The organism is Mycobacterium sp. IEC1808, from assembly GCF_002101935.1.
Taxonomy (GTDB): Bacteria; Actinomycetota; Actinomycetes; order Mycobacteriales; family Mycobacteriaceae; genus Mycobacterium.
Window position 1 is genome coordinate 124,225 of record NZ_LQPV01000016.1, and the last position, 22,555, is coordinate 146,779.

The 22,555-nt window shown below is 63.1% G+C and carries 14 protein-coding genes; 5 read left to right on the forward strand and 9 right to left on the reverse strand.

Going from position 1 to position 22,555, the window contains the following annotated elements:
- Positions 1-43 precede the first annotated feature (43 nt).
- A complete protein-coding gene (locus AWB92_RS10425) occupies positions 44-505 on the forward strand; it encodes a VOC family protein (RefSeq protein WP_085185288.1) in 462 nt (153 codons plus the stop codon).
- Positions 506-608: 103 nt separating this feature from the next.
- On the opposite strand, the gene AWB92_RS10430 is transcribed toward AWB92_RS10425, so the two are convergent.
- The 5 genes from AWB92_RS10430 to AWB92_RS10450 all read right to left on the reverse strand — a co-directional run bounded on the left by AWB92_RS10430 (position 609) and on the right by AWB92_RS10450 (position 12,295).
- A complete protein-coding gene (locus tag AWB92_RS10430) occupies positions 609-1,241 on the reverse strand; it encodes a DUF4276 family protein (protein WP_085185290.1) in 633 nt (210 codons plus the stop codon).
- Complete coding sequence (locus AWB92_RS10435; RefSeq protein ID WP_085185292.1) at positions 1,242-2,642, reverse strand: AAA family ATPase; 1,401 nt, start codon at positions 2,640-2,642, stop codon at positions 1,242-1,244.
- 110 nt (positions 2,643-2,752) lie between these two features.
- Entirely contained in the window at positions 2,753-6,097 is a 3,345-nt protein-coding gene (locus AWB92_RS10440; protein WP_085185294.1) for a Swt1 family HEPN domain-containing protein, read from the reverse strand.
- A gap of 1 nt (position 6,098) precedes the next feature.
- Entirely contained in the window at positions 6,099-8,885 is a 2,787-nt protein-coding gene (locus AWB92_RS10445; RefSeq protein ID WP_085185366.1) for a DUF1156 domain-containing protein, read from the reverse strand.
- Positions 8,885-12,295, reverse strand: a complete 3,411-nt coding sequence (locus AWB92_RS10450; RefSeq protein WP_085185296.1) for a helicase-related protein — start codon at positions 12,293-12,295, stop codon at positions 8,885-8,887. Before AWB92_RS10450 ends, AWB92_RS10445 begins: the two co-directional genes overlap by 1 nt.
- A gap of 125 nt (positions 12,296-12,420) precedes the next feature.
- On the opposite strand from AWB92_RS10450, the gene AWB92_RS10455 reads away from it, so the two are divergent.
- The gene (locus AWB92_RS10455) at positions 12,421-15,060 is read left to right on the forward strand and encodes a DEAD/DEAH box helicase (RefSeq protein ID WP_085185298.1); all 2,640 of its coding nucleotides are present in this window, start codon (positions 12,421-12,423) and stop codon (positions 15,058-15,060) included.
- A gap of 25 nt (positions 15,061-15,085) precedes the next feature.
- Here the strand turns inward: AWB92_RS10455 and AWB92_RS10460 are convergent, their stop codons facing one another.
- Positions 15,086-15,970, reverse strand: coding sequence for an HNH endonuclease (locus AWB92_RS10460; RefSeq protein ID WP_085185300.1), 885 nt, complete (start codon positions 15,968-15,970; stop codon positions 15,086-15,088).
- 123 nt (positions 15,971-16,093) lie between these two features.
- Here AWB92_RS10460 and AWB92_RS10465 point away from each other — a divergent pair, with 123 nt between their 5' ends.
- Positions 16,094-17,311: an endonuclease/exonuclease/phosphatase family protein gene (locus tag AWB92_RS10465; protein WP_241523424.1), complete on the forward strand. Its 1,218-nt coding sequence runs from the start codon at positions 16,094-16,096 to the stop codon at positions 17,309-17,311.
- Positions 17,312-17,431: 120 nt separating this feature from the next.
- Positions 17,432-18,391, forward strand: coding sequence for an SMP-30/gluconolactonase/LRE family protein (locus tag AWB92_RS10470; RefSeq protein ID WP_085185302.1), 960 nt, complete (start codon positions 17,432-17,434; stop codon positions 18,389-18,391).
- Here AWB92_RS10470 and AWB92_RS10475 read toward each other — a convergent pair.
- The 3 genes from AWB92_RS10475 to AWB92_RS10485 all read right to left on the reverse strand — a co-directional run bounded on the left by AWB92_RS10475 (position 18,388) and on the right by AWB92_RS10485 (position 21,508).
- Positions 18,388-19,236: an SDR family NAD(P)-dependent oxidoreductase gene (locus AWB92_RS10475; RefSeq protein WP_085185304.1), complete on the reverse strand. Its 849-nt coding sequence runs from the start codon at positions 19,234-19,236 to the stop codon at positions 18,388-18,390. The two genes, AWB92_RS10470 and AWB92_RS10475, sit on opposite strands and share 4 nt — an antisense overlap.
- 124 nt (positions 19,237-19,360) lie before the next feature.
- Positions 19,361-20,140 (reverse strand): alpha/beta hydrolase, encoded by a 780-nt coding sequence (locus AWB92_RS10480; RefSeq protein ID WP_085185306.1) that lies wholly within the window; start codon positions 20,138-20,140, stop codon positions 19,361-19,363.
- Between the two features lie 123 nt (positions 20,141-20,263).
- Positions 20,264-21,508, reverse strand: a complete 1,245-nt coding sequence (locus AWB92_RS10485) for a hypothetical protein (protein ID WP_085185308.1) — start codon at positions 21,506-21,508, stop codon at positions 20,264-20,266.
- Positions 21,509-21,733: 225 nt separating this feature from the next.
- Between AWB92_RS10485 and AWB92_RS10490 the strand changes: the two genes are divergently transcribed.
- Entirely contained in the window at positions 21,734-22,546 is an 813-nt protein-coding gene (locus tag AWB92_RS10490) for a DUF3060 domain-containing protein (protein ID WP_085185310.1), read from the forward strand.
- Positions 22,547-22,555: the final 9 nt, after the last annotated feature.

The following is a 22,555-nucleotide window of genomic DNA, read 5'->3' on the forward strand; positions in this document are numbered from 1 at the left end:
TCTTTGCATTATTACCCTCGTCGGTTCCGTGAGAAAGGCCGCGATGAGTAGTCACCGGACGACCTTCAACCATGTCGGATTGTGTGTCTCCGATCGCGAGCGGTCGCGGCGGTTCTACGAGAATGTGCTCGGCTTTCAGTTCTGGTGGGAGCTTGACCCGCCCGACGGCCCCACCGCACAGCTCGTGCAGCTTCCCGAGCCGCTCGGGGTGCATGCGACCTACCTGGTGCGCGACGGCTTTGTGCTCGAACTCATGGACTACTCGAAGCGTCAGGTCCACGCCGGGTCTGAACGCGTCATGGATCAGATTGGGCTGACACACATCTCGTTCTCGGTGTCCGATCTTCCCGGCGCGTTGGAGAAGGTCGAGGAGTTCGGGGGAGCGGTGGTCGACGGGACAGTGACGGAGGCGATGGCGATGATTCGCGATCCTGATGGTCAGTTTCTGGAACTGCTTTCGGATGGCTGGCTGTCGGCGTTGCCGTCGAAGCCGAAACGGGGTTAATGGTGCTCGGTCGCCATTGGACAGAGGGCCACGTTGGCACGACCACGTGACGCATTGACGCTCGCGGTCGCCGGTTGTGGGTGCGATAAGCGGTGCGGCCCGTCTATGTTCCCGAGATATCTGACAGCGCCCTCGTGGCCGCTGTGCTGAGATCTTCAACAAACCGCCGCCAGGAGACGAGTTGGTTGACGGGACCGTCCACGTCGAGGCGTTCGAGGAGTGTGGCCCGATGCCTGGGAAATTGATGGGCCACTTTCTGCAGCCGAGCGCCACTCTTCTCGGAGGCGATCTTGCAAGCTTCCTTTAGGATCTCTTTCGGGTTCGCGGTCGCCTCAATTTGTCGAATGGGCGGAAGGCCGAGAGCGGCTCGTCCGCCCGGTCGCCCAACGACGGTCCTTATCGCGGATTCGTCGGTGAGAAGCCATCCTTCAGTCTCTTGAACGGGCACGACGGCGACTATCTTGTCCGTGCAATCCAATTCGTCTGCGGCCCCTTGGATTTCGGTGTAACGCACGGCAGGGTTCCGTGCGTCAGAATCGCGGTGCACGAAGATTAGATCGGGGACGACGTCCTCGGCGAGGACTTGCTCCAGTTTTTCCTTTGTTGTGCCCTTGTAGGTGCGTCGTCCTCCGATAACTCCCGGCACACTCGTTCGAGCGAGCAGCACCCGGATCAGGGCAACAAGCCCATCGTCCGAGTTGCCCTCGCGGACGAGGGCGAACTGGAGATCGCGCATCTACGCGATGCCCTCCATCTTGCGGCCGGGGAAGTCGAGCTGGAGCGGTGCATCGGGTGGTTCGGTCAGATAGTCGCCGATGAAGCCCTTGGACACGGCGTCACCGCCACTTGCGCCCCGCCAGGTGTTCCAAAGTGGCACAAATGCAACTGTCTCCCGCATCTGGCCGTTCAACTTGGCCACCCGGGGAACAGCGAGCAACATATCCCCATCTTGCTGGAACTTCACGAAGCGCGGCGAATGAGTGTTGGTGATTACTTGCCGCAGCGGATTGTCCGGGCCGGGAACCTGATGCGGGTCGACAGCGAGGTCGTGCGTAAGGCTCACCATCGCTTCGATCTTCGCGGGGTGGATACCGTTCTCTGGTTCCTCCATGCAGATGACGCCGCCGAATGACTCGTCGGCTTCGATTATTGAGAGCGCTACGAAACGCAGGGTGCCCTCCGACAGCGCCCGGGCAGGAAGGAGAGGCGCATCGCCGACACGAGCTTCGAGGGTCAGCAGGTCTCGTTTCGCGTCAAAGTCAACGTTGATTTCCCGCACATCGACCAATGCGGACGCGGTCGACGCGACTGAGGCGTATATGTCGGCGTCCTCACCCTGCCGTGCCATGCGAAAGAGCGCGGCGGCTAAATGTGATCCATTCGAGCCAATTGTCGACGGCCCGGTCACGGTGTCGGGCGCCCGCATTGCGGAGGGTTCGAGGGAGAGTTTTCGCCACTGCTGCATCTCGCGGCGGGCCGCGAGCGCGGTCGGGTCGCTAGTGGTGTTGATGGTTGAAAGAACGGTTCGCGGCGCGGCGGCGGAACGCCGGGGCTGGCCGCGACTCCCGCCGTCCTGGTGTACCTGGAATGTGCCAGCGGGGCCCGTCGAGATGTAGCCAGTGCCTTTTCGTTCGTTCCTCACTACCTTCTGGCGGAACCTGTCCGCACGCATTGGCCAACGAAGACGGCTTAACGCTTTCGACTGAGTGATGTAGTTTAAGTCTTCACGAACGAGGCGAATGCTGCCGATCTGCACAGGTCCGTTGGTATTAGGTGGCACATATTCGAGAACCAGTTCGTAGCGAAGGAAGGTGCTGGTCGCCTCAGCTTCCTCGCCGAAGTCGTCATGTACGGTCTTTGGGACGATCATTTCTGCTGCGAGAGTTATCGGAGGCGGCGTCCTTGCGTCATCGACCAGGAATAGCGTTCGGGGGTCGCCGACACGATCCCCTGCTGACCTAATTTGCTGCGCCGCTTCCATAAATGGGCGGTCGGCAATTAGAGAGAGGAACTCGATCACATCGAACAGATTTGACTTGCCGACCGCATTCGGCCCCGCGATGCAGGTGTAGGGGCCGAATTCGACGGTCACATCGAATAGGTTCTTGAATCCGTTCACCTCAAGCCGCGTCAGCATGATTTAACGCTACCCCGCATCCTGATGCGGGCAGAGCTTTTCCTGGAGGCACGTCGTGGCGAGCGCTTGCAGGCCATGAACCTGACAAGCACGGCGGAGCCTTATGAAGCTCACGTTTCCTCAAACCCCGACTGATCAAACTTCAGCGTTTGAGCGTTCTCGGACACGGTGCGGATTTTGCTTTCGTCGAAGCCAGCCGCATCAGTCGCCTCGATTTCGATCTTCACGACAAGGTTGGTTCCTGTGTCGCGAAGATGGGCGATGATCTCCTCGGCGACGTTCTTGAAGTCCAGAGCGACTTTGTCCGCGCTGAGAGTCTTGACGCCGTAGAAGCGAGTCATCCGCGGCGGGAACGCGACGTCGATGGGCGGTTTCGGAGTGTCCGCGCCAGCCGATTTTCCGGTATCACCGGGGGTGGGCACCGGTTGGGGAGGGACCTCGGTTTCGCGTTGCTTGACGGCGATGTCTGGCCGCACCAGGAGGAGGGAGTCGGTTGCGGCCGGCGCGGCCCCGTTGTCGTCTGGCGTCCACAACCCGATGTACCGACCAGCCGCATCATCGAAACTCGTTGCCAGCGCGAAGGCGTCCGTCTGCCAGATCAACGGCATGTCGACGATGCCGTCGTCGAGCACCCGCCGATCACGCAGCCGCGGCATATACGGGTACTGGCTGTACAGACGCCACAGCGCCCCGAGAGAGACGTGGCCGTCCTTCCAGATCTGGGGCACCTTGCCGATCGCGAGCTTGATGGTTGCCGCAGCCTGACGGATCGACAGATCGCCGTCGTTGCCCAGCCGACGGGACACCCGCTCAGCCAGCGCAGGAGACTGGCCCTCTACCTTCGTCTCGCGCAGCACGAAGGGGGCGCCCGGGTCGGGTTGCGTGGGTACCAGTGCCCACGTAAACGTCTGCAGCAGACGGGAATTTACAGTGCCATCGGCCTGGGTTTGACGCTGGGTTGCCTGGTTCTTCTGGTTCTGGGTCAGGTCGAGGTCAGTCGCGTTGGCCAGGACATGTGCCCAGCCCAGATAGTCGCGCACCGCGGAGTCGAGCTCATCGAGGCGCGCCTCGTCGGCCGCCAGGTAGACCAGCGTGTTGCGGTTGGTCCGGTTGGCGATTCCGCGCTGCTCGGTGGCTTGTTGGGCGAATTCCTTTGCTGGTGAGTCGGATCCCCGCTTGTGAGCGACCTTCGGATGCAGGATTATCAGGCGTGCTTCGTCCGTGTCGGGTATGTCGGCGTTGGATTCCGGGCATACGTGCACGCCGGCGAAGTCGCCGCGGCTCTTGGCCTGACCCTGCAACCGCCGCACGATTTCGGCCCATACGTCTTCCTTGTGTAGCCGCTCGGCCTGGTCCTTAGCGGTGCGAGTGATATTGGCGTGCAGGTCGTACCAATATTTGCCCGAGCCGGAGTAGAAGTAGGTTGCGCGGTCGCCGAGCTGCGTGAGGGCCGAGTGGAAATTCCCTGGAACATCACCAGGGACGGCGGTGCCCAGGAAGACCCGCTGCCGCTCCAGGCCCTTGTGGGCCGAGCCGATGGTCGGCGCCGCACCAAAAAACACTGTGCGGGCAAGGCGTTTGGTCAGGGACCGCTGACCAAACAGCGGTTTGGCCGTGTCGATGCGGGCGGGCTCGGAGTTCGGACCATCGACGTCAGCGTCGATGATCGCCTTCCAGGAGTCCTGAAGATACTGCGTCAGTTCCGAATTCACATTCGCGGTGGCCAACGGAATGGAACCGGGCATGATCAGCGGGCTGGCGTCCTCGCCCGTCCACAACGCATGGATGACCGTGCTCATCAGGCGCAGCACGCCACGCGTGCGCTGGAAGCGCTCTAGCGACGACCACTCCTCGTAGAGCCGGTCGAACAGCTCTGGGTGGATCGGATAGGTGCGCTTAATCCGGTCCTCGTAGGCTGCTTCACGGGACTCACGGGGGAAATCGTCGCTGTACTTGCGGTACATCTCTACGTACGCTCGGGCGGTCGCCCCGATCGCAGCTAACGCCGCCGCGTCGGGCTGTGTGAAAAGTCGTTGTCTCACAATCTGATACGCCTCGGCCGACGATGCTGGACGCCATTGATCCGCGACCCTCCGCACAACATTTTGCAGTCGCTTCAGCGCTTCCAAGCCGTGGGCGCCACCGACCTCTTCGGCATTGCCGGACACGATCTTATCGCCGTCATCACCGGTCGATGACGCGGGAATGGAGATGACCAGCAGGACGCCAGACGTGCCCTTCGCAGCCTCAGTCAGCGACTGCGCGAACGTGAACTGATCATCAAAGGTGCCGCCGGCCAAGTCGTCGCGGCCGACTAGGGAGCGCGCGTACGCCACCCACTCGTCGATCAAAATGACTGCCGGCGCGTATTTGGCCAGCAGTTCGTGCAGCGTCGTTCCGGGGTGGGTGCGGTCGCCATCGGCCTGCGCGACCAACGCGAACGCCTCTGGTCCGCCCAGCTGCCAGGCCAGCTCGCCCCAGATCGTGTTCACTCGGGTCCCGTCGTCCTTGACGACCCCTGAGGGGCTGAAGTGGTTGCCGACGATTGCCACCCGGTTCACCTTGGTTCCGATATAGCCGTTGGCGGTCAGCAGATCCTGGGTGTCCTGAGGAAAGTTGCCGACCGGCAGCCCACACGCGATGTGCCACAGCGCCAACATCGAGTGGGTCTTGCCGCCTCCAAAGTTGGTCTGCAGGTTGATGACTGGCGGTGCGTTATCGTCACCGCAAAGCCGCCGCACAGCGCGACCGATTAGGTCGACCAGACCTTCGGTCAAATAGGTGCGCCTGAAGAACTCGACCGGATCGGCGTAGTCGGCGTCCTGCTCACCGCCGAAGGCCACCTTGTACAGGTCGGCGGCAAACTCCGAGGCGGCGAAGTTACCGGTGGCCACGTCGTCATGCGGTGGCAGGATCTCACGCCATGGCTTGAGGCCAGCGGATTCCGGGTTATCGACGACGGCCTTCAGGACCTTCTTGTCATCCTTGTCGGCCGTGACCCGCCGCAGGTTCAACCGAATGCCGCGGATTTCGTCTGCGACGGCAGCGGCGCCGATGAGCTTAACCAGACGCTCCCCCGTGTCCAGAGCCCGGTAGGCGTCATCGTCGGAGAACGTGCTGCCGTGATGGGCCCAAGCGTTGCGGACCTCGCGCAGCTCGATCGCATACGACTTGCCCGCTTTGCCCAACGCCTCGTCGAACGGATACCAGCCTTTGCGGTAGCCGCCGGTGATGTTGGCCTCGGTGAGCATTCGGAATTGAACCTGCGGGTCCAGCGGCTCGTAGGTCTTGGTCGCGGGCACACCGTTCTTGATGTCCTTACCCTGGACGAGTTTCGTCCATTCCGCACCCAGCGATGGATTCCCTTGGCCAACAATCGATGCGATGAAGTCATCAAGGGCTGGTGCCATCGCGACGAACATTCTGTCGATGCGTTCACGGTTGCTGAGTGCCATGTCAGTCAGCGTCTTCCTCGAAATCGAATGAGCTCTGGGCTGTGGTTGTCGGCTTTTCAGAACGTGCGGCGTCGAATATCTCGGGCCAACTCGTCACCAGATTGTTGAAACTCAGCGCGTCCGCGGTCCATCCATTGCCCTCCGCAATCCTGAACAAGAGGTGCGCCAACTCCTTCACAAGATCGGCATCCACCGCCCGATCGGGCCGGCTTAGTGCGGTATTCAGGAAGTCGCCTGCCGCTGAGATCCCGTCCTGTTCGAGAACTTTGATGAGATGGTGTAGGGCTTCCCAGTTGCTGGTGTGGAGATCCGCGACCACGTCATAATCAGAACTCAGATCCGCTGACTTGATCAACCGCACCTTTCCCGCACGCGATGTTAGGATTCCATCGCGATCCATGACATCGACACTGGTGTTCCGGGCACGGGCAAGATTGTCGGCGTCACCGAACTTGCCAATGCCATAGCCATATTGGCGATACCACGCAATCGCAAATCGTGACGTCGCGTCGAAGTCACCCTCTTGTTCATTCACCACCTGATCGAGTATTTCGTTTATTCGCGCAAGAGCCGATCGCACCGTCATCTTGCTGCCGTCCGGTTCGAGGATGGCTCCGTAGCGACTGAACACCGCCATGCCGGGACCGATGGCCGCCTGCGGAAGATCGACCGGCGCGATTTGCCCCTGCTCCAGTTTGCGAAGCGCCCCCGGAAGTTCCGTCCCGAGTGCCGCTATGAAACCTCGTCGATCAATGATCGTGGCTTCAGGCGAGCGGGGACGAAGGGAAAGCACGATGGACGAAGCAAGCGCGTTGGTTGCCCTGGCAATTAGGCGGGTGCCTCCCTCGGTCCGCATTGGCCATGTGGACGTAATCTCCCATCCTCCTCGGATCATTCCCTCGAGAAGCGTCTCCCAACCGCTTGACGCTTCGCCAAAATCGTCCGCCTCGGCCTGCTTAAATGCGTAGAACACCGTGATCGGGTAGTCGTCAGAGGCAGTCGTCCTGGCCCGGGAGAAGACGTCCCGAAATCCGGCCTCAAAGAATCTCTTGGCGTTCTCTCCGCCGCCGTGGCGGTACGGATTAGCCACAAGCTCATCGGCCTTCGGGACAAGCATGGTCGCCAACTGTGTTGGGTAGATTGGACGCAGAATGCGACGAAGCCATACGTAGAAATAATCCGAGAGGTCGGAGTAGCCGATGTTGTCGTAGTACGGCGGGTCTGTCGAGATGACCGTTCCACGTGGGAACTCAATCGATTGGGCAGGCACCTGGAGCGCTTCGCCGACCGCTGTTGGGCGTAGTCCTTCGAGCGCTTTGGCGGCACCGTCGACGACGCCACTCCAGTCTCCTCCCGCGCCAGCGAAAGGCATTGGTTCCGCGAAATCCCATACCATCGCGATCGCTTGGCGTCCAAAAGCCGGAGCCGTCTTATCGGCGTCGGCTCGCCATCTGGACAGGGCGGAATGAAATACGCTCATTTTGCTCGCACACAAGCCCAAGTAGGTCGCGACTGCATCAGCGTATTCGCTCGACCCGCCGTCACCGGCCACACGCCCATGCGCCTCGGCGACCAGGTCGCCAAAAGTGGTGAGGGCGACCAGTTGACGGTTGGTGAAGAGGTCTGAGAACTTCGTCAGACCATATTGGGGCGTCCATAGATTGCGGGGATCGTAGCCGAGTTCCTGACCTGGAACGTCCTCGGGGCGCTCGATGTTTGCGGCGGCCTCTTGCTGGGCGTCGGGGCTGAGGTATAGCCGCTGCCTATTGCCTTCCGCGACTATCGCCATCAGAGCAGCGCCCATCCGGCCGGTTTGACCCTCGCTCTTGATGTGGTTCTTGCTGACCACGGCGTCGCACGCGAGACAGACTCCGCCCTGTCGCCCGGACATAGTGCCGTCGGTGGCGGGGCCAGTCTTCTCGTGGCCAATCTCGAACCGGACGCGTTGACCAGATGGGTGTGATGCGTCGGCTACGACCCGTGGGACCACGTATGCCTCTTTGCCTTTCCTCTTGCCCAGCCACCAACTGCGCACAAGCGGCATTTCGATCCCACACGCGGGGTTGGGACACGTCACCGTCCGTGCCCAGATCCATGCGATTACAGTCGCTTTCGATCCATCCGGCAGTGCGGCCTTCGGGTACAGGTGGCCGATACGTTTCCGAGCTTCGTCGCGCATCCACGCCCCGTAGGCACGCACGTCTGAGGCAAGCCCTTCAGCGCCCTTCCATGCGCGAATCTCCGATTCCGCGAGCCCGGGGAAGATTGGCGGTTGGTCCCGAAACTTCGGCGGGATCTCAATGAGCGCCTTGTTGATCAGCACCGCGACCGGATTCAGGTCCGAGGCGTGGGCTTCAAGCCCGAGCCGCTGCGCTTCCAGCGGGATGGTGCCGCCGCCGGCGAACGGGTCGAGGATCGGCGGGGGATTCCCATCTGTCGATCTGAGGATTTCGGCATGCGCCTCGGCCAGGAGTTTCTCGTCGCGGATGTTCTCCCAGACCACGAGTCGCTCGATCAGTGCGTGCAGGCGTTCGCGTTCCTTGCGCTGTAGCTCCTCAGTCGGGAATTCGTCCTGACGCGACGATGGGTCGTCGACCAGCTGGGCGAAGAGGACGGCCCGCGCGGCGGCGAGCGGCCGTCGCGCCCACCACAGATGCAGGGTCGATGGGTGGCCGTGCCGAATCGACTTCTCTCGCGCGGATTCTCGATTGATCGCCTCCAACGGAAGCGCGACCTCGATCAGTTTGCGTTTCCGGACCGGTGCCGCCGCCACATCGCCATCAGTCATCAGAACGGACTCACTCCCTTTGCCCACATCTTCGTCCAGTCACCTCGGATACCGGTCGAGTCGAAATCACCCAAATCAGTCGTCGAGAAAGGATTGTCCAGATACCTAACCTCGTCGTGCTGCGGCCCGCGCGAGTGGACCTTGACCAGGGCGAGTCGGTAGCGCGGCACCGCGTTCTTGCCGACCATCACCTCGTTGTGGGTGACGAAGAAGTCGGTCGCGCCGTCGATGCGTGCCTTGACCTCGATGCGGTAGGTATCGCCGTTCGGAGCGTAGGACAGGATGTCAAACCCCTTGTTGTTGAAGGGCTGTTCCACCGGCGTGCGGCCAAGTGCGCGCTCGCGGGCGAGCACTAAGTCCACGCCGCGGCGCTCTACGTCCTTAGTTTCTTTCGCGTGGATCGGCGCCGTCGGCGGCAGATCAACTTCGAGCATCCCAACGGGCAGGACGAGTGCCGCTGTGAGGATGCGTGGCGGCTTGGTCGACATCAACGCCTGCTGCTCAATCGTCTCCAAGCGCCTGCGCAGCCGCGCGTCGAGGTCCACGGCCTTACGGTTGAGGCTCTCGGCGGACTCTTTGGGCTTTTCGCCGGCCTGCTCCTTCTCAGCGGCAACCGCCGCATCAAGAAGCAGCCGATCCCTTTCGTGCTCAAGGCGTTTGGTGACCAGCTCGCGAGTCTTGGCCAGTTCGGCGGCACGCCGGGGCTGGACCTCGGCAAGATACTCGGGCAGTTGGTTGGTGATGATCCAGCTGATCGCCCGGTCCTCCGCGTCGTTGAGCCACGGTAGCTGGCGGGCCGACGCAACGGCAGGCACGTCGGGGGCGGCCACGCAATCAAGGTAGGGCGCCGGGCCAGCGGGACTTACAGTGCCGAAGCTGTCGACGTAGGCGTATCCGAATCGGCGCGATACCGTGGCGCCCGTCGCGTCGGCGACCTCCTCGATGACACCGACCAGCAGGTGTGGTTCTTCGAGCGTGGAGGACACCAACACGGTCCCGCTGTTGAGTGCACCCCCATGGCGACGGATGGCTTCGTCCATCACGGCGTCGTGCAACGGGTGTCCCGGTGCCAGCAGGTCCGCGCGGGCCAACCCGTCGGGCTGGACCTGGCTAAGGTCGAAGGTGATGCGGTCGTACTTGGTCGCGATCGGCCCGAACTTGCCGGCCCGAATCGGCGCCGGGACGTTGGCGATTTCGTACCGGCCTTGCTCCCGTTTGGCGATGCGCCCGCCCACCCGAGTGAATGCCGCCTTGAAGGCCAACTCGATGTAGTGCGGCTGCAAGCGTCGGGCTCGGGCCTCGTCCATCGCCGCGCGCAGCTTGGCCAGGTCCGCCTCGGCGAGATGCTCTGCAGCCAGCGAGCGTTCTTCGAGTAGCTCCTTCAAGCCTTCGGAAACCTGGCCGTCAATGATCTCGTGCATCTTGGCTTTCACTTCGGGCTGATCACCGTAGCGGATCGCTTCCAGCAGCAGATCCCGCAGTGACGTTTCGCTGAACGCCTCGCCGAGAACGTCGAATACCTTGCCGCCGTAGGCTTTTCGCTGCTCTTCGACCTTGATAAGGAGCCGGACGAACACGGCGCCTTCGCGGGTATTGCTGGCCACCAGGTTCCACAGCCGGCAGACCTCTTCCTGGCCGATGCGGTGGATGCGGCCGAATCGTTGCTCGATGCGGTTCGGGTTCCACGGAAGGTCGTAGTTGACCATCAGGTGCGCGGCCTGCAGGTTGAGACCCTCGCCGGCTGCGTCTGTAGCCAGCAGGATTTGGCAGCTGCGGTTCTTGGTGAATTCCTCGGTGATCACGCGTCGTTCCAGTCGTCGCACGCCGCCGTGAATGGCCTGCACGGCATCGGGTTTGCCGAGCAGTGACCGGATCCGGCCGGCGAGATAATCGAGGGTGTCGCGGTGCTCGGTGAAGATGATGAACTTGCGCGGCACCCCGTCCTTGTCAGTGGTGAGCGCGTTGTCCTGGAGGATCGTGCTCAGCTCGGTCCATTTGCGGTCGGTGCCTGAGTCGCGGACCTGCTTGGCAACCTTTGTCAGCTCGGCGAGTTCGAGCAGCTCGGCATTGAGTTCGTCAACCGTCTGGGCTGCTGTGGCGGCGTCGAGCAGTTCCTCTTCGATGTCCTCTATTTCCTCGGCGTTGTACTCGTCTGCATCCAGCGCACCAACGTCGATGCTGGGCTCCTTGTCGACATAGGTGCCGTTGAGGATTTCCTGCTTCTTGCGCTCCAGCCGTTCGGTGCGGCGGAGCAGGCTGCGGTAGATGGCCTCCGGGCTGGACGCCAGCCGGCGTTGCAGCACGGTCAGGGCGAATCCGACGGTGTTCTTGCGCTTGCCGCCGATATTGTCGGCGCGGTTCATGCCCTCACGCACATAGGAGGTGACCTGCTCGTAAAGGTCGTATTCCAGCGCGGTCAGCTCGTAGGGCACGGTCTCGGCAATACGTTCCGGGAAGAGCTTCTTGCCCTCGAAGGTGAGCAACTCTTCTTTGACCATGCGCCGCATAATGCCGCTGGTGTCGGCGGTCTTCTTGTGCTTGCCCTCGAAACGGTCACGGTCCAGCAGCGTCAGGAAAAGCTGGAAGTCTTCTTCTTTCCCCGAGTGCGGTGTGGCCGTCATCAACAGCAGGTGGCGGGTGATCGAACCGAGCAGCTCACCGAGCAGGAAGCGCTTGGTTTTCTCCAGCTTGGCGCCGAAGTAGTGGGCTCCCATCCGGTGAGCCTCATCGACGATGACCAGATCCCACTCTGTGTCCTTGAGCTGCTTTTGCAGCTCCTCGTTGCGGGACAGCTGATCCATGCGGGCGATCAGCAGCGGATTGGTCTCGAAGACGTTGAGGTTGACGTTGGCGTCGATGAGCTGATTGGTCAGCAGGTCGAATCGCAGTCCGAACTTGAAGAACAGTTCGTCCTGCCACTGCTCGACAAGCCCGCCGGGCGCGACGATGAGGCACCTTTTCACGTCGTCGCGGAGGATCAGCTCTTTGATGTACAGACCGGCCATAATCGTCTTTCCGGCACCGGGGTCGTCGGCGAGCAGAAAGCGCAGCGGGGTGCGGGGGAGAAGCTCTCCGTACACGGCGCGGATTTGGTGCGGGAGCGGTCGGACATCGCTCGTCGCGACCGCGAGCATTGGGTCGAACAAGCCGGCGAGCGTGATTCGTTGAGCCTCGGCAACGAGCTTGAAGTCTGTGGCATTGGCGTCGAATGCGCGACTTCCCGCCTGAGCCACGACGAGCTTGTCTTGGTCTGTTCGGAAGATCACCTGCTGGCCTAGGACACCATCATTGGTTTTGTAAGTCAGCTCCAGGGCGTCGGTCCCATGCCATTGGGCAAAGATCACCGTGATGACCTGAGCGGGAATCAATCCATCGATCCGCAGCCCGGGTTTGAGTTCTTCCAGCAGCATTTGTATCGTCCTACCCTCGACAGCCGACTCACGTTAGTCGATCGCTCCGACAAAATGCTGGTTTTCCGGCTGTCCTCCGCACGGTCAACTAATCTTCGCAGCGATCCCACAGACACAGAAGGCCAATGAATCGCGAAGAACGCCAACAGCTGCGGCTGATTACCGACGAGGTGGCCGCCTGGACGGCATCAGGCACGCAGGTGCGCGCGCAGCGCCGCGCGGTCGCCGAGGCGTCGCTGGCTGCCCGTGACGCGTTGCGCGGGCGGATCGTCGAGGTCGGGGAGCGCGAGGGCGAGTGGGCCTGGCGGGTCCTGCCGCTGTACGGGGGCGATACCGCCCTGCTGCGGGACCTGGCTGGCTACGACGCGCTGCCGACGATCAGCAACGACTTCCTGACAGCGTTGAAGCGGCTGACGACCGAGGTGCCCGCAGCCCTGCGCGACGTGCGTGCGCTCACCGGAGCGACCCGCTTTCTCCGTGGTGTAGCCGCGCGCGACAGGGGAACTCAAGCCGCACAATTCCTGACGGCATTCCGCGACTACTTCGTGGGCCAGGGGATGGCTGAGAACCTGGCCGAGTTGGTGGCGACGAGGCCGGCTGAGCCGCGGCCGATCACGGTGACCGATGCGCTGGCTGATCGGGTGGGCCTGGGCATGCGACTGGCCGACCTGGGCAGCTCGCCGCAACTGCTGGCGGCGAAGGCCTTGACCGGGCTGCCCGAAGCGATCGCAAAGGTCCAGGGCGCCCTGGCTGAGGACGCTCGCTGTCGGGACGCCGCGATGGAGGCCGGGACCGCGGTTCGGCGGGCTGAGACGCAGCGGTTGATCGCGGGCATGCCGGTGGATCGGCTCAAGGAAGCCACCCGGGAGAGGATTCGCACCGCGCCGCTGACCGATGCTGGTCTCAGAACGGTGGCGGATGTCCTGCGCTCCCCGGCGTTGCACCATCTTCCGGGCATCGGTGAAGTCTCGGCCACCCGGATCAAGGGTGCGGCACAAACCTTGTGGCAGACCACCTATGAGGAGATGCCGGTGCGGATCGACATCAGGAACCGGAGCGCCTCGGCGGCCGCGTTGTTGCGGCAGCTGCGTGTGTGGGACGCGGTGCGGAAGTCGATCGGCACGGCGACCGATCTGGATCGAGCCAAAGGTTTCGCCCCGTTGGGTACGGCCTTATATGGGCCCGTTGTGTGCGCTGTCGTGTTGTGCGCTGCGGGACGCACGGTAGCTCAGTTCGAGGAGTTGGCTCACGCTGTCGTCGAGCAGGCGCGGTTGATGTCCGATGCACGCGCGGCAGCGCGGGGCGGGGATGTGTGGGAGGACTTCCTGGGCCGGCCTGCCGACTATTTTGCGCTGCTGGCCGAGCTCGGCTTCATCACCGAGGACGCGGCGAAGGCGCACGGCGACCTCCCAGACGAGATCGTCGCGGCGGTGCGAGCACAAGACCTGCGCACTGACTATCTGTTGGCGTCGCTCCGTGGCTATCAGAGCTTCGGCGCTCGCTTTGCGTTGGTGCAGCGCAAGGTGATTCTTGGCGACGAGATGGGTCTCGGGAAGACGGTGGAGGCTATCGCGGTGCTGGCGCATCTGCGAGCCAAGGGTTCTCAGCATTTCTTGGTGATCTGTCCGGCAGCGGTGGTCACCAACTGGATGCGCGAAGTTGCCTCCAAGTCTAAGTTGCGCCCCCACCGCCTGCACGGCTACGAGCGGGGCGGGGCGGTTCGGGCGTGGGCCCGGAACGGCGGAGTCGCGATCACCACTTTCGAGACGTTGCCCTGGCTGCACGACCAACGCAGTGTGCCTTCTGACATCGGCTGCGTGGTGGTCGATGAAGCGCACTACATTAAGAACCCTGAGGCGGCTCGCACCCGCAATTCGCGGGTTTGCCTGGATGGGGCGGAGTGGGCGGTGCTGCTCACCGGGACCCCGCTGGAGAACCGGATTGAGGAGTTTCGCAATCTGGTTCTGTACTTGCAGCCGAAGTTGGTGATCGACGCAGATGAGTTGGCGCCACGCAAGTTCCGGCGCCAGGTCGCTCCGGCATATCTGCGCCGCAACCAGGAAGACGTGCTGACCGAATTGCCGGGTCTAGTCGAGGTCGATGAGTGGCTCGTTATGTCGAACGAGGATGCAGCCGCCTATCGCGACGCTGTTCAGGCGGGGAACTTTATGGCGATGCGGCAAGCTGCGATGATCCAGGGCGGCATGTCGAGCAAAATGCAGCGTCTCATCGAACTTGTCAAAGAAGCTGAGGACAACGGTCGGCGGGTCGTCGTCTTTTCCTACTTCCGCAACGTCCTGGATCGAGTAGCTCGCGAGATGCCAGGCCGGGTATTCGGTCCGCTGACCGGATCGGTGCCGGCGCACACACGCCAGGCCATGGTCGATGAGTTCTCCGGCGCCGGGCACGGGGCAGTGCTAGTGGCCCAGATCGTGGCCGGCGGGGTGGGGCTGAACATCCAGGCCGCCTCGGTGGTGGTGATCTGCGAACCCCAAGTCAAGCCGACCATGGAGTGGCAGGCGGTGGCCCGGGCCCGCCGCATGGGCCAGCTGGAGTCGGTGCAGGTTCATCGCCTGTTGTCGGAGGAAGGCGTCGATCAGCGGATCCGGGAAATCTTAGCCCGCAAACGCGAGCTATTCGAAGACTTCGCCCGTCGGAGTGCGACCGCCGACAGCGCTCCTGAGGCCTATGACATATCCGAAGCAGAATTGGCTCGCGAGGTCGTCGCCGCCGAGCGGGAACGGCTGTTCGGACAAACCACATGACGGCAGCTCATGTAACGGCTGCATTCTAACCTGCCGCTAGAAACTCCTCGAAACGTTCCGCGAGCCGTGCTTTGGATGGTCGATCAGCGCGTCGCTTGGGCAGTGCGATCTTGCGCTCGTTCATTTCCTGGAGACCATGCTGAAGCATCGGGCCGTCAACTTCACTCATAAGCTCTTTATTGATTCGGACGGTGTAGTCAGGCGATATGCCTAGCAGGTTTGCGTCGTAAGCCGCATGGTGGATCTTGCATAGGCTGAGTCCGTTTTCCACCGACGGGATGCCGTGCGGTTTGTCATCACCGACGATATGCGCGGCGTCGAGCAGTCTGCCGTGTCTGAGCTTGCATATCGTGCACTGTTGCTGATACGCAAGCATGATTCGCCCTCGAAATTCGGGCTGGTGCAGCCGCTGCTTGATTGCACGCAGCGCATACTCACGCTCGATCGGCTCGAGATGAAGCGGATCGGCTACCGACCTGAAGCTCTCGTCGAAGGCGATTAAGAATCGGCGGTCGGCGATGTCGTCCTTGATGACATATGCCGGGAAAACTGGAACGTACACGTTGGCTCTGATCTTGCGCAGCAGGATGATTGGGAGTCCCAGCTCGACTGCTCGCCGCAGCTTCCGGTTGTCCCCGTCGTTGCTGCCTTTCCTGTAGTCATATGCAAGAAGCCCATCAGCAATTTGAATGTCAGGGTATGGGCCGTCCGGGCTCGATACAACGGACAGAGTGGCAAGCATGTCCTTCGGATTCCTAATGCCGCGGCTGTGATCGATTAGTCGAAGCGTGCGGTCACCGATCCGCAGAGATTCGAGTTGGGATCGCATGACAACGCCGTTTTCAGCGACGAGTTCAGCCAATCTGTCGAATATGAGGCGTCGGAGGTGCAGTTCGACTTGACTATCCACGGTCGAAGTTTGTCACATCCGCGCGTGTAAGAGGCCAGTTTGTAATGTCGTTCTCGCGTCGCCGGTTCAGGTCGGTAGAGTCCGCTGCACAAGCTGCAGTATGACGAAGCGGATGGTGAGGAAGTGCGCGTTCTCAACTGGAACATCAGCCATGGCGGCGGTTCGCGGGTCCAAGCGATCTGCCGCCATATCGAATGTGTTCGTCCGGACCTATTGACTCTCACGGAGTTTCAGACTCGAAACGAATCGAAGTTGCGCGCCCATCTGCAGGGGCTTGGTTATCCGTTCATCGAGACATCGGCTCCTGCGGGCCATCAGAATGGTCTGCTGGTTGCCTCGAAGTGGCGGCTTGATCATGGCCCCGAGCAGTACGCGCCCAATATTGATCGCGAACGGTGGCTCGCTGTTCGTCTGGCTCAGCTGGAGTTGGACGTGCTCGTTCTGCACATCCCAGGCACTCCAGACAACAAGTTCGAAGGTGGTTACGGCATCTCCGGTGTGAAGCGCAAGGAGTTGCTTTGGGAACGCACTATCGACTATGCCGTCGACCACAGGGACCGTCGAGCAATCATCATGGGCGACTTCAACACCGGCTTCAGAGTCGACGCCGAGGGCACGATGTTCAAAATGTCGGACTACATGACAAAGCTCGTCGAGATCGGGTTCGTCGACACGTGGCGCCACGTTCACACCCACGTCCGGGACTACACCTGGTACTCGAAACGCAAAGACAAAGCAACGGGGAAGTCTGAAGATCTCAACGGATTTCGGTTGGACTATATCTTCGTCTCACCAGCATTGCGGCACGGGATAGCAGACGTCGCAATCCTGCACGAACCTCGAAGGACCGGGGCTTCCGACCACGCCAGTGTGGTCGCGAACATCGACATGTCAGAACAAACCGCTTCGGGGATGGAACCCAAGCGTGAATCAACAACGGATAGCACGGAATGTATTGGCGTCCAACTCAATGACACCATTGACCCGAGAAGCTGGCCGTCGGACGCAGACGTCGCCGTGAGCGGGAAGCACCGCGTACGCTTCGACCTCGCGCCCGGCAGCCTCTGCGATATGAAATGCGGCCTCAACGGTCAGGGGTTCGTGCAGGACTTCCGACCCACGTATGTCACTGCGGAGTGGGCTGGTCCAGTTCTCAAGGAAGTTCAGATCTGGGGGCCCCGCGTCCTCCGAGACGGATCACTAGGCAAGCGCATCCTCGATCACCAATGGAAGAAGCCTGTCGCAGAAGGCGGAGTCGAGTACAGCGAATTACCACCCTCCGTTGCCGTACAACTAAGGTCTTACATCGCCGGTAACGGATTCGAGGCGCCGGCGCAATAATTCTCGCGACACTCCGGTTGATGGGCGTGCCGCATTAGACGGCGTCGATGGCTTTCGATCAGCCATCGTTGCCCTCAGCTAGCCTCACATTGGGCTGCCACACGCGTACAAGGGGCATCGATGAACGAACCGGGCGAGACCACCATTCGAGTGACCGGTTTCCAAGCCATCGGACGCGGTGTTGATCGCCCCGAACACGTTGTGGTGGCTGATGATGGTCGAGTTTTCGCCTCCGACAAAGCCTCAGCGGTCGCGGAACTCATCGATGAGAACACCATTCGACGTATAGGTAAGGCGGGCGGCGAGCCGAACGGGATCGCGCTCGACCGCGACGGCGACTTTCTGATTGCCAATTGGGGCTTGGGTGTGCTGCAGGATCTCGCCCCGGCGACCGGCGCGATCACGACGGTGTTGGGTGGAGAATTAGACGGGCGCCCGCTGCGATGGCTGAACTTCGTTCTGGTGGATTCCGTTGGGGCGCTGTGGTGTTCGGTCAGCACGTTGGCGGACGACCTCGTCAACACCATCGCGCGCGGCACCGCCGACGGGTTCATCTTTCGGGTCGCACCGGACCGCCAATCGGCGCAGGTGGTCGCCGACGCGGTGAACTTCCCTAACTGTATGGCGCTGGATCGCAGCGAGGACTACCTGTATGTGGTCCGCACGGTAGCCACCGACGTGGTGCGGTTTCCGGTCCGGGGCGAAACACTCGGGTCGCCAGAGCGATTCGGCCCGCCGCTGGGGGGCCGGCGCCCCGACGAGTTCGGTCCCGATCACGGCCGGTTCCTGGCCGACCCACAGGTGAGTCGCCGGTGGGGGATGGCCGACGGATGCGCGTTCGACGCCGAGGGAAACCTCTGGGTGACACTCGTTCTGGCGAACAGGATCGTGGCGATCAGCCCGGACGGGCGGCCGCAAACGGTACTCGAGGACCCAGACGGCACATTACTAAGCGCCCCGACCAGCATCGCCTGGGGCCGCCAAGACATGCGCGACATCTACATCGGCTCGATCACGACCCCGTACGTCCTCAAAGGCAGAAGCTCGGTGCCGGGCCTGCCGATGGTGCACCAGCGCTAGCCGCCCGACGGCCCGGGCCTCATGAAGTCCGGCAGCGCCTGGTCCGGGTCTGAAGGGATCCTCGATTCCGGCAGCCCCCACAGCTGCCGAATCGTCGCACCGCCGTCGACCACGAGCGTCTGGCCAGTGATGCGGGCGGCCAGCTCGGAGGAGAGAAACAGCGCGGCGTTGGCGATGTCATGCGCGCGGGGCGCCGCCAGCGGGTTAATTCCGTTGACGGCGTATTCGTTTGGCGGCTGGTCCTCGTTGCCGGTGCCCACATTGCCCGGCGCGACGGCGTTGGCGCGAATGCCGTAGCGCCCCAGTTCGTCGGCGAAGGTCTTGACGAGCGAGATGACGCCGGCCTTGGCGGCGCCGTACGCGGCGTGGTAGGTCGCCGCCGCGATGCCGTCGACCGAGGCGATCGCCACCAGCGACCCGCCGCTGCGCTGCGCGATCATGTACCTCCCGACGGCTTGGAAGAGGTAGAACACCTGGGTCAGGTTGTAATGGATCGCCGCGTCCCACAACTGGTTGCTGGTCTCCTCGACCTTCGACCAGGTGGCACCGCCGATGATGTCGACGCAGATGTCGACCCCGCCCAGCGCCGCGACGGCGTCGTCGATCGCCCGACCGACCTGTACGGGGTCGGTCATGTCGGCGACGATCGGGACGGCCTTGCCTCCCCGGCTGGCGATCTCGTCGGCGATGCGATGCGCGCGCTGCTCGTCGATGTCGATACAGGCCACCGATGCGCCCGCATCGGCGAGGGCCAACGACGTGAACCAGCCATGGCCCGCGCGCTCCGGGATGTACCCCGCCCCCGACACCACGGCGCGCTTGCCGGACAGCCCCAAATCGGTCACGGCCGACCTCCATTGCGCCCCAACGAGTCAGCCAGTGCTGGCCGACGGTCGTACTGGGGCAGTATCGAGACGGCGTCGACCGCTGTCAATCACGGCCCAACGAGCCCGACCGAAGACAAGCCGCTTATGCCGGCTCCTCATCCGCGGATCGTCCCATCGGCTCCCAGCGTCCTTCAGGTTGCGCGAGGCGGTCGGCGATCACGTAGAGGGTTTCGAGGTTGTGTCCGTATCCGAAATGGCTGCTATGGACTTCGACGTTTTCGGTCCGCGGCGCGGGCAGGCTGGTGCAGCACCGCCATGACACGATCCCGTCGGTCTTGCTGTAGATGCAGGTGGTTGGCACCGTCAACGGCTGCTCGCGCCTGATGCGGGCGGCTTCCGAGACGGCCGATGTGGCGCTCGCACCCCGGTTGAGCAGCTGCCACATGCGCCAGGCATGGGTAGCCCGGTGATCGCCGCGGAACGGGGAACCCAAAGTGATCACCGATCGCACATCATCGGGGAACGCGCGCGCCAACTCGCGGGCATAGATGCCGCCTGCGCTCCAGCCGATGACGCTGACCCGCCGTCCGTGGCGCGACCGCAGCTGGTGAAGACGCGCCGGCAGCTGCTCTTTCATGCTGGGCCGGTACCCCAGGTTGACACCGAGGCGCCAGTCGTGAGCGTGATATCCCAGCTCGCGCAGCGCGCCGCGCAGGAACTGAGTTGATCGCGCACCGGCCAGAAACCCCGGAAGCACCAGCACCGGGTGTCCGTCGCCGCGGGGCCAACGCGCGATCACGTCACGGGAAAGCTGCGCCACCAGGTATTCGGGGATGGCCCGCAGTTCAAGCGCGCGCAGCCAGTTGCCCGGCGCAGTCGCGCCAACGGCATCGGGCACGCCTTCGGCTTCGGGGCTGCCCACTCGATCAGAAACAGAAGGCATAGCTGGTGTCTCCTTACTGCACACACTTGCCGGCGCGTCACGACCAGCATTGCACTCACAAAGCCGGATCGTCAGGAGGTCTCGACCGCTGCCAGCGATGGCTCAATGCGCCGCCGGCGTCGACGCCGCGCCGTCTGGCTCGTCATCGGTGGCATTGCCCCGGAACGGACTCGCGACGTGTGCGCCCAAACCAACCAGCCCTCGGCCGACGGCAGCCAGCGCGCGGCCCGTGGTGGTGCCAACCGCCCCGATGGTGGCGAAGGCGGCGTCGAACACGCTCGGAATGTGGAAGTCCTCCCACGTCTCGACCTGGTGGTGGCGCGCCTCGGCGAAACGATCGAGCTCGTCGCGCACCGCGCGGCGCTGCCTGGCCAACTCTCGCACCGCCCAGAACCGGAAGCCGTCGAGCACCGCCGGCTTGGCGAACCGGTCGAGGATTTCCTTGGCGCTGGCGTAGATGTCGACGTCTTGGCGCAGATGATGGTCGACGAGCTCGCGGGCCTCGTCGATCGCCCGCAGCAGCTGCTCGGGCTGCGTGGCCTCGATGCGCGCGAGGTTCAGCCGCTGCCATTTGTGCAGCGCCCCCTCGGCGATCACCAGCAGGCTCAGGGTTTCGCCAAGGCGGTTGTCGCTGACCGCGTTTCGCAGCTTCTCGGCGCGGTGCTGCACGCCCAGGGTGGGATCGAGCGACGCCAGGATGCGCCGGACGTGGTTGCGCAGTTGCTCGACGGTGACGTTGAGCGCCGGCCCCAGGACGGCCACCGACTCCCAGTAGGCATCGGGGAGCGAGCCGTACTTGTCCAGCGAGTCAACCATCCGCGAGATCGTCAGGCTGTTGCCCAGCACGTCGCCGGCGCGCTGTGCCCGGGCGACCTCGAGCACCGAGTCGACCTTGTCCTCCACGCGCCGGACGGCGTCCTCCACCTGGGCGACCGCAGACGTCAACGCCATCTGGACCGCGATCATCTGCGCCGACGCGATCGCTTCCGGACCGAGCACCGCCGGTCGCCACTGCAGGGGCGCGAGGAATTCAGCGTTCGTCAGCACCCGAAAGACGCCGTCGCCCACGGGAATTAGATTGCCGTCCTTCAACGCGTTCAGGCTGTCGCGGTGCAGCTGCACGTACTTGCCGGAGTCGGCCAGCAGCGAGGTCAGCCCGGCGAGCCCGCTCGCCGCGTTCGCGAACGAGCCGCCGTCGATCCCGGCGACCCGCATCGCCTGCCCGGCGGCAGCCCGCAGCCGCGCCAGATACGACTCGACGGCGGCGGGGTCACCGCCGACCAGCAGGGCCTCGTCGTGCAACGACACCACGACCTCGTCGGTGTCGGTCGTCTCGGATGTGCTCACGGGGCACCCCCAAAGATCCGTCGGCGCGCATGCGAGCGGGCCGAGAGTGAGCGGGTGTTGCTGGACCAGCGAGTGCGGACGTTACACCGAGGTTTCCGGGCGAACCCCCGCTTCGCCGCCTATTCAGGAGGAATTCATCGGGTCCGCGGAGGGGGCTTGGCCCATGGCGCGTCGCGGCAAATTGAGGGCTGTCCGCCCAGCTGCGGATGTGGAACCATTTGGCAAATGAAGGACGACGATCCCGAAAAGCGGATCCGCGAGTTAGAACGAGAGCTTGCCGACGTCACGCGGCCCCCGCAGAGCCCGCCCCCGTACACGGGAGGCGAGTCCTACACCGAGAACCCGCCGCCGTACACGGGCGGCCCGACGTACACCAGCGCCCCGACCTACAGCAGTGGCCCGACCTACACGGGTGGCGGGCCATTCCCCTGGGGTGCCCCGCAACCGCGGCGCAAGTCGTACCCCTGGTACCTCGTCCTTGTCCTGGTCGCGGTCGTGGTGCCGATCATCATCAGCCTGGTGATGACGTTCGCCAGGTCGTCCTTCAGTAGTTCGATCTCGAGAGGCGGCGCCGGCAAGACAACGTCCAGCGGTCCCACCGCGGTGCCGTGGGGCGGCGAGCTGCGCGTGAGCGACAACTCGCAGGCCAGGACGATCTCCTGCAACAACGGCAAGCTCACGCTGGCCGCGTACGACAGCAAGTACGTGGTCACCGGCCACTGCGCCAGCCTCACCATCGGCGGCTACGACAACAACGTCACCGTCGACAACGCCGACGCCATCGAATCGACCGGGTACAGCAACGTGGTCCGCGTCGACACCTGCAACGACGGCAACCTGAAGATCTCGAGCTACGGCAACGAATTCAACGTCACCGGGCACTGCGCCGGTCTCGCGATCTCGAGCTACAACAACAAGGTCAACGTCGACAGCGTCGACGCCATCACCGTCTCCGGGTACAGCAACAACATCACCTACCACACCGGCACGCCCAAGATCACAAACTCGGGCTACGACAACAACATTCAGCAGGGCTGAATCGGCGAC

Coding starts and splice junctions, on each gene's coding strand:
- AWB92_RS10425 (WP_085185288.1), top strand. CDS start 44: ATGAGTAGTCACCGGACGACCTTCAACCATGTCGGATTGTGTGTCTCC.
- AWB92_RS10430 (WP_085185290.1), bottom strand. CDS start 1,241: ATGCGCGATCTCCAGTTCGCCCTCGTCCGCGAGGGCAACTCGGACGAT.
- AWB92_RS10435 (WP_085185292.1), bottom strand. CDS start 2,642: ATGCTGACGCGGCTTGAGGTGAACGGATTCAAGAACCTATTCGATGTG.
- AWB92_RS10440 (WP_085185294.1), bottom strand. CDS start 6,097: ATGGCACTCAGCAACCGTGAACGCATCGACAGAATGTTCGTCGCGATG.
- AWB92_RS10445 (WP_085185366.1), bottom strand. CDS start 8,885: ATGACTGATGGCGATGTGGCGGCGGCACCGGTCCGGAAACGCAAACTG.
- AWB92_RS10450 (WP_085185296.1), bottom strand. CDS start 12,295: ATGCTGCTGGAAGAACTCAAACCCGGGCTGCGGATCGATGGATTGATT.
- AWB92_RS10455 (WP_085185298.1), top strand. CDS start 12,421: ATGAATCGCGAAGAACGCCAACAGCTGCGGCTGATTACCGACGAGGTG.
- AWB92_RS10470 (WP_085185302.1), top strand. CDS start 17,432: ATGAACGAACCGGGCGAGACCACCATTCGAGTGACCGGTTTCCAAGCC.
- AWB92_RS10490 (WP_085185310.1), top strand. CDS start 21,734: ATGAAGGACGACGATCCCGAAAAGCGGATCCGCGAGTTAGAACGAGAG.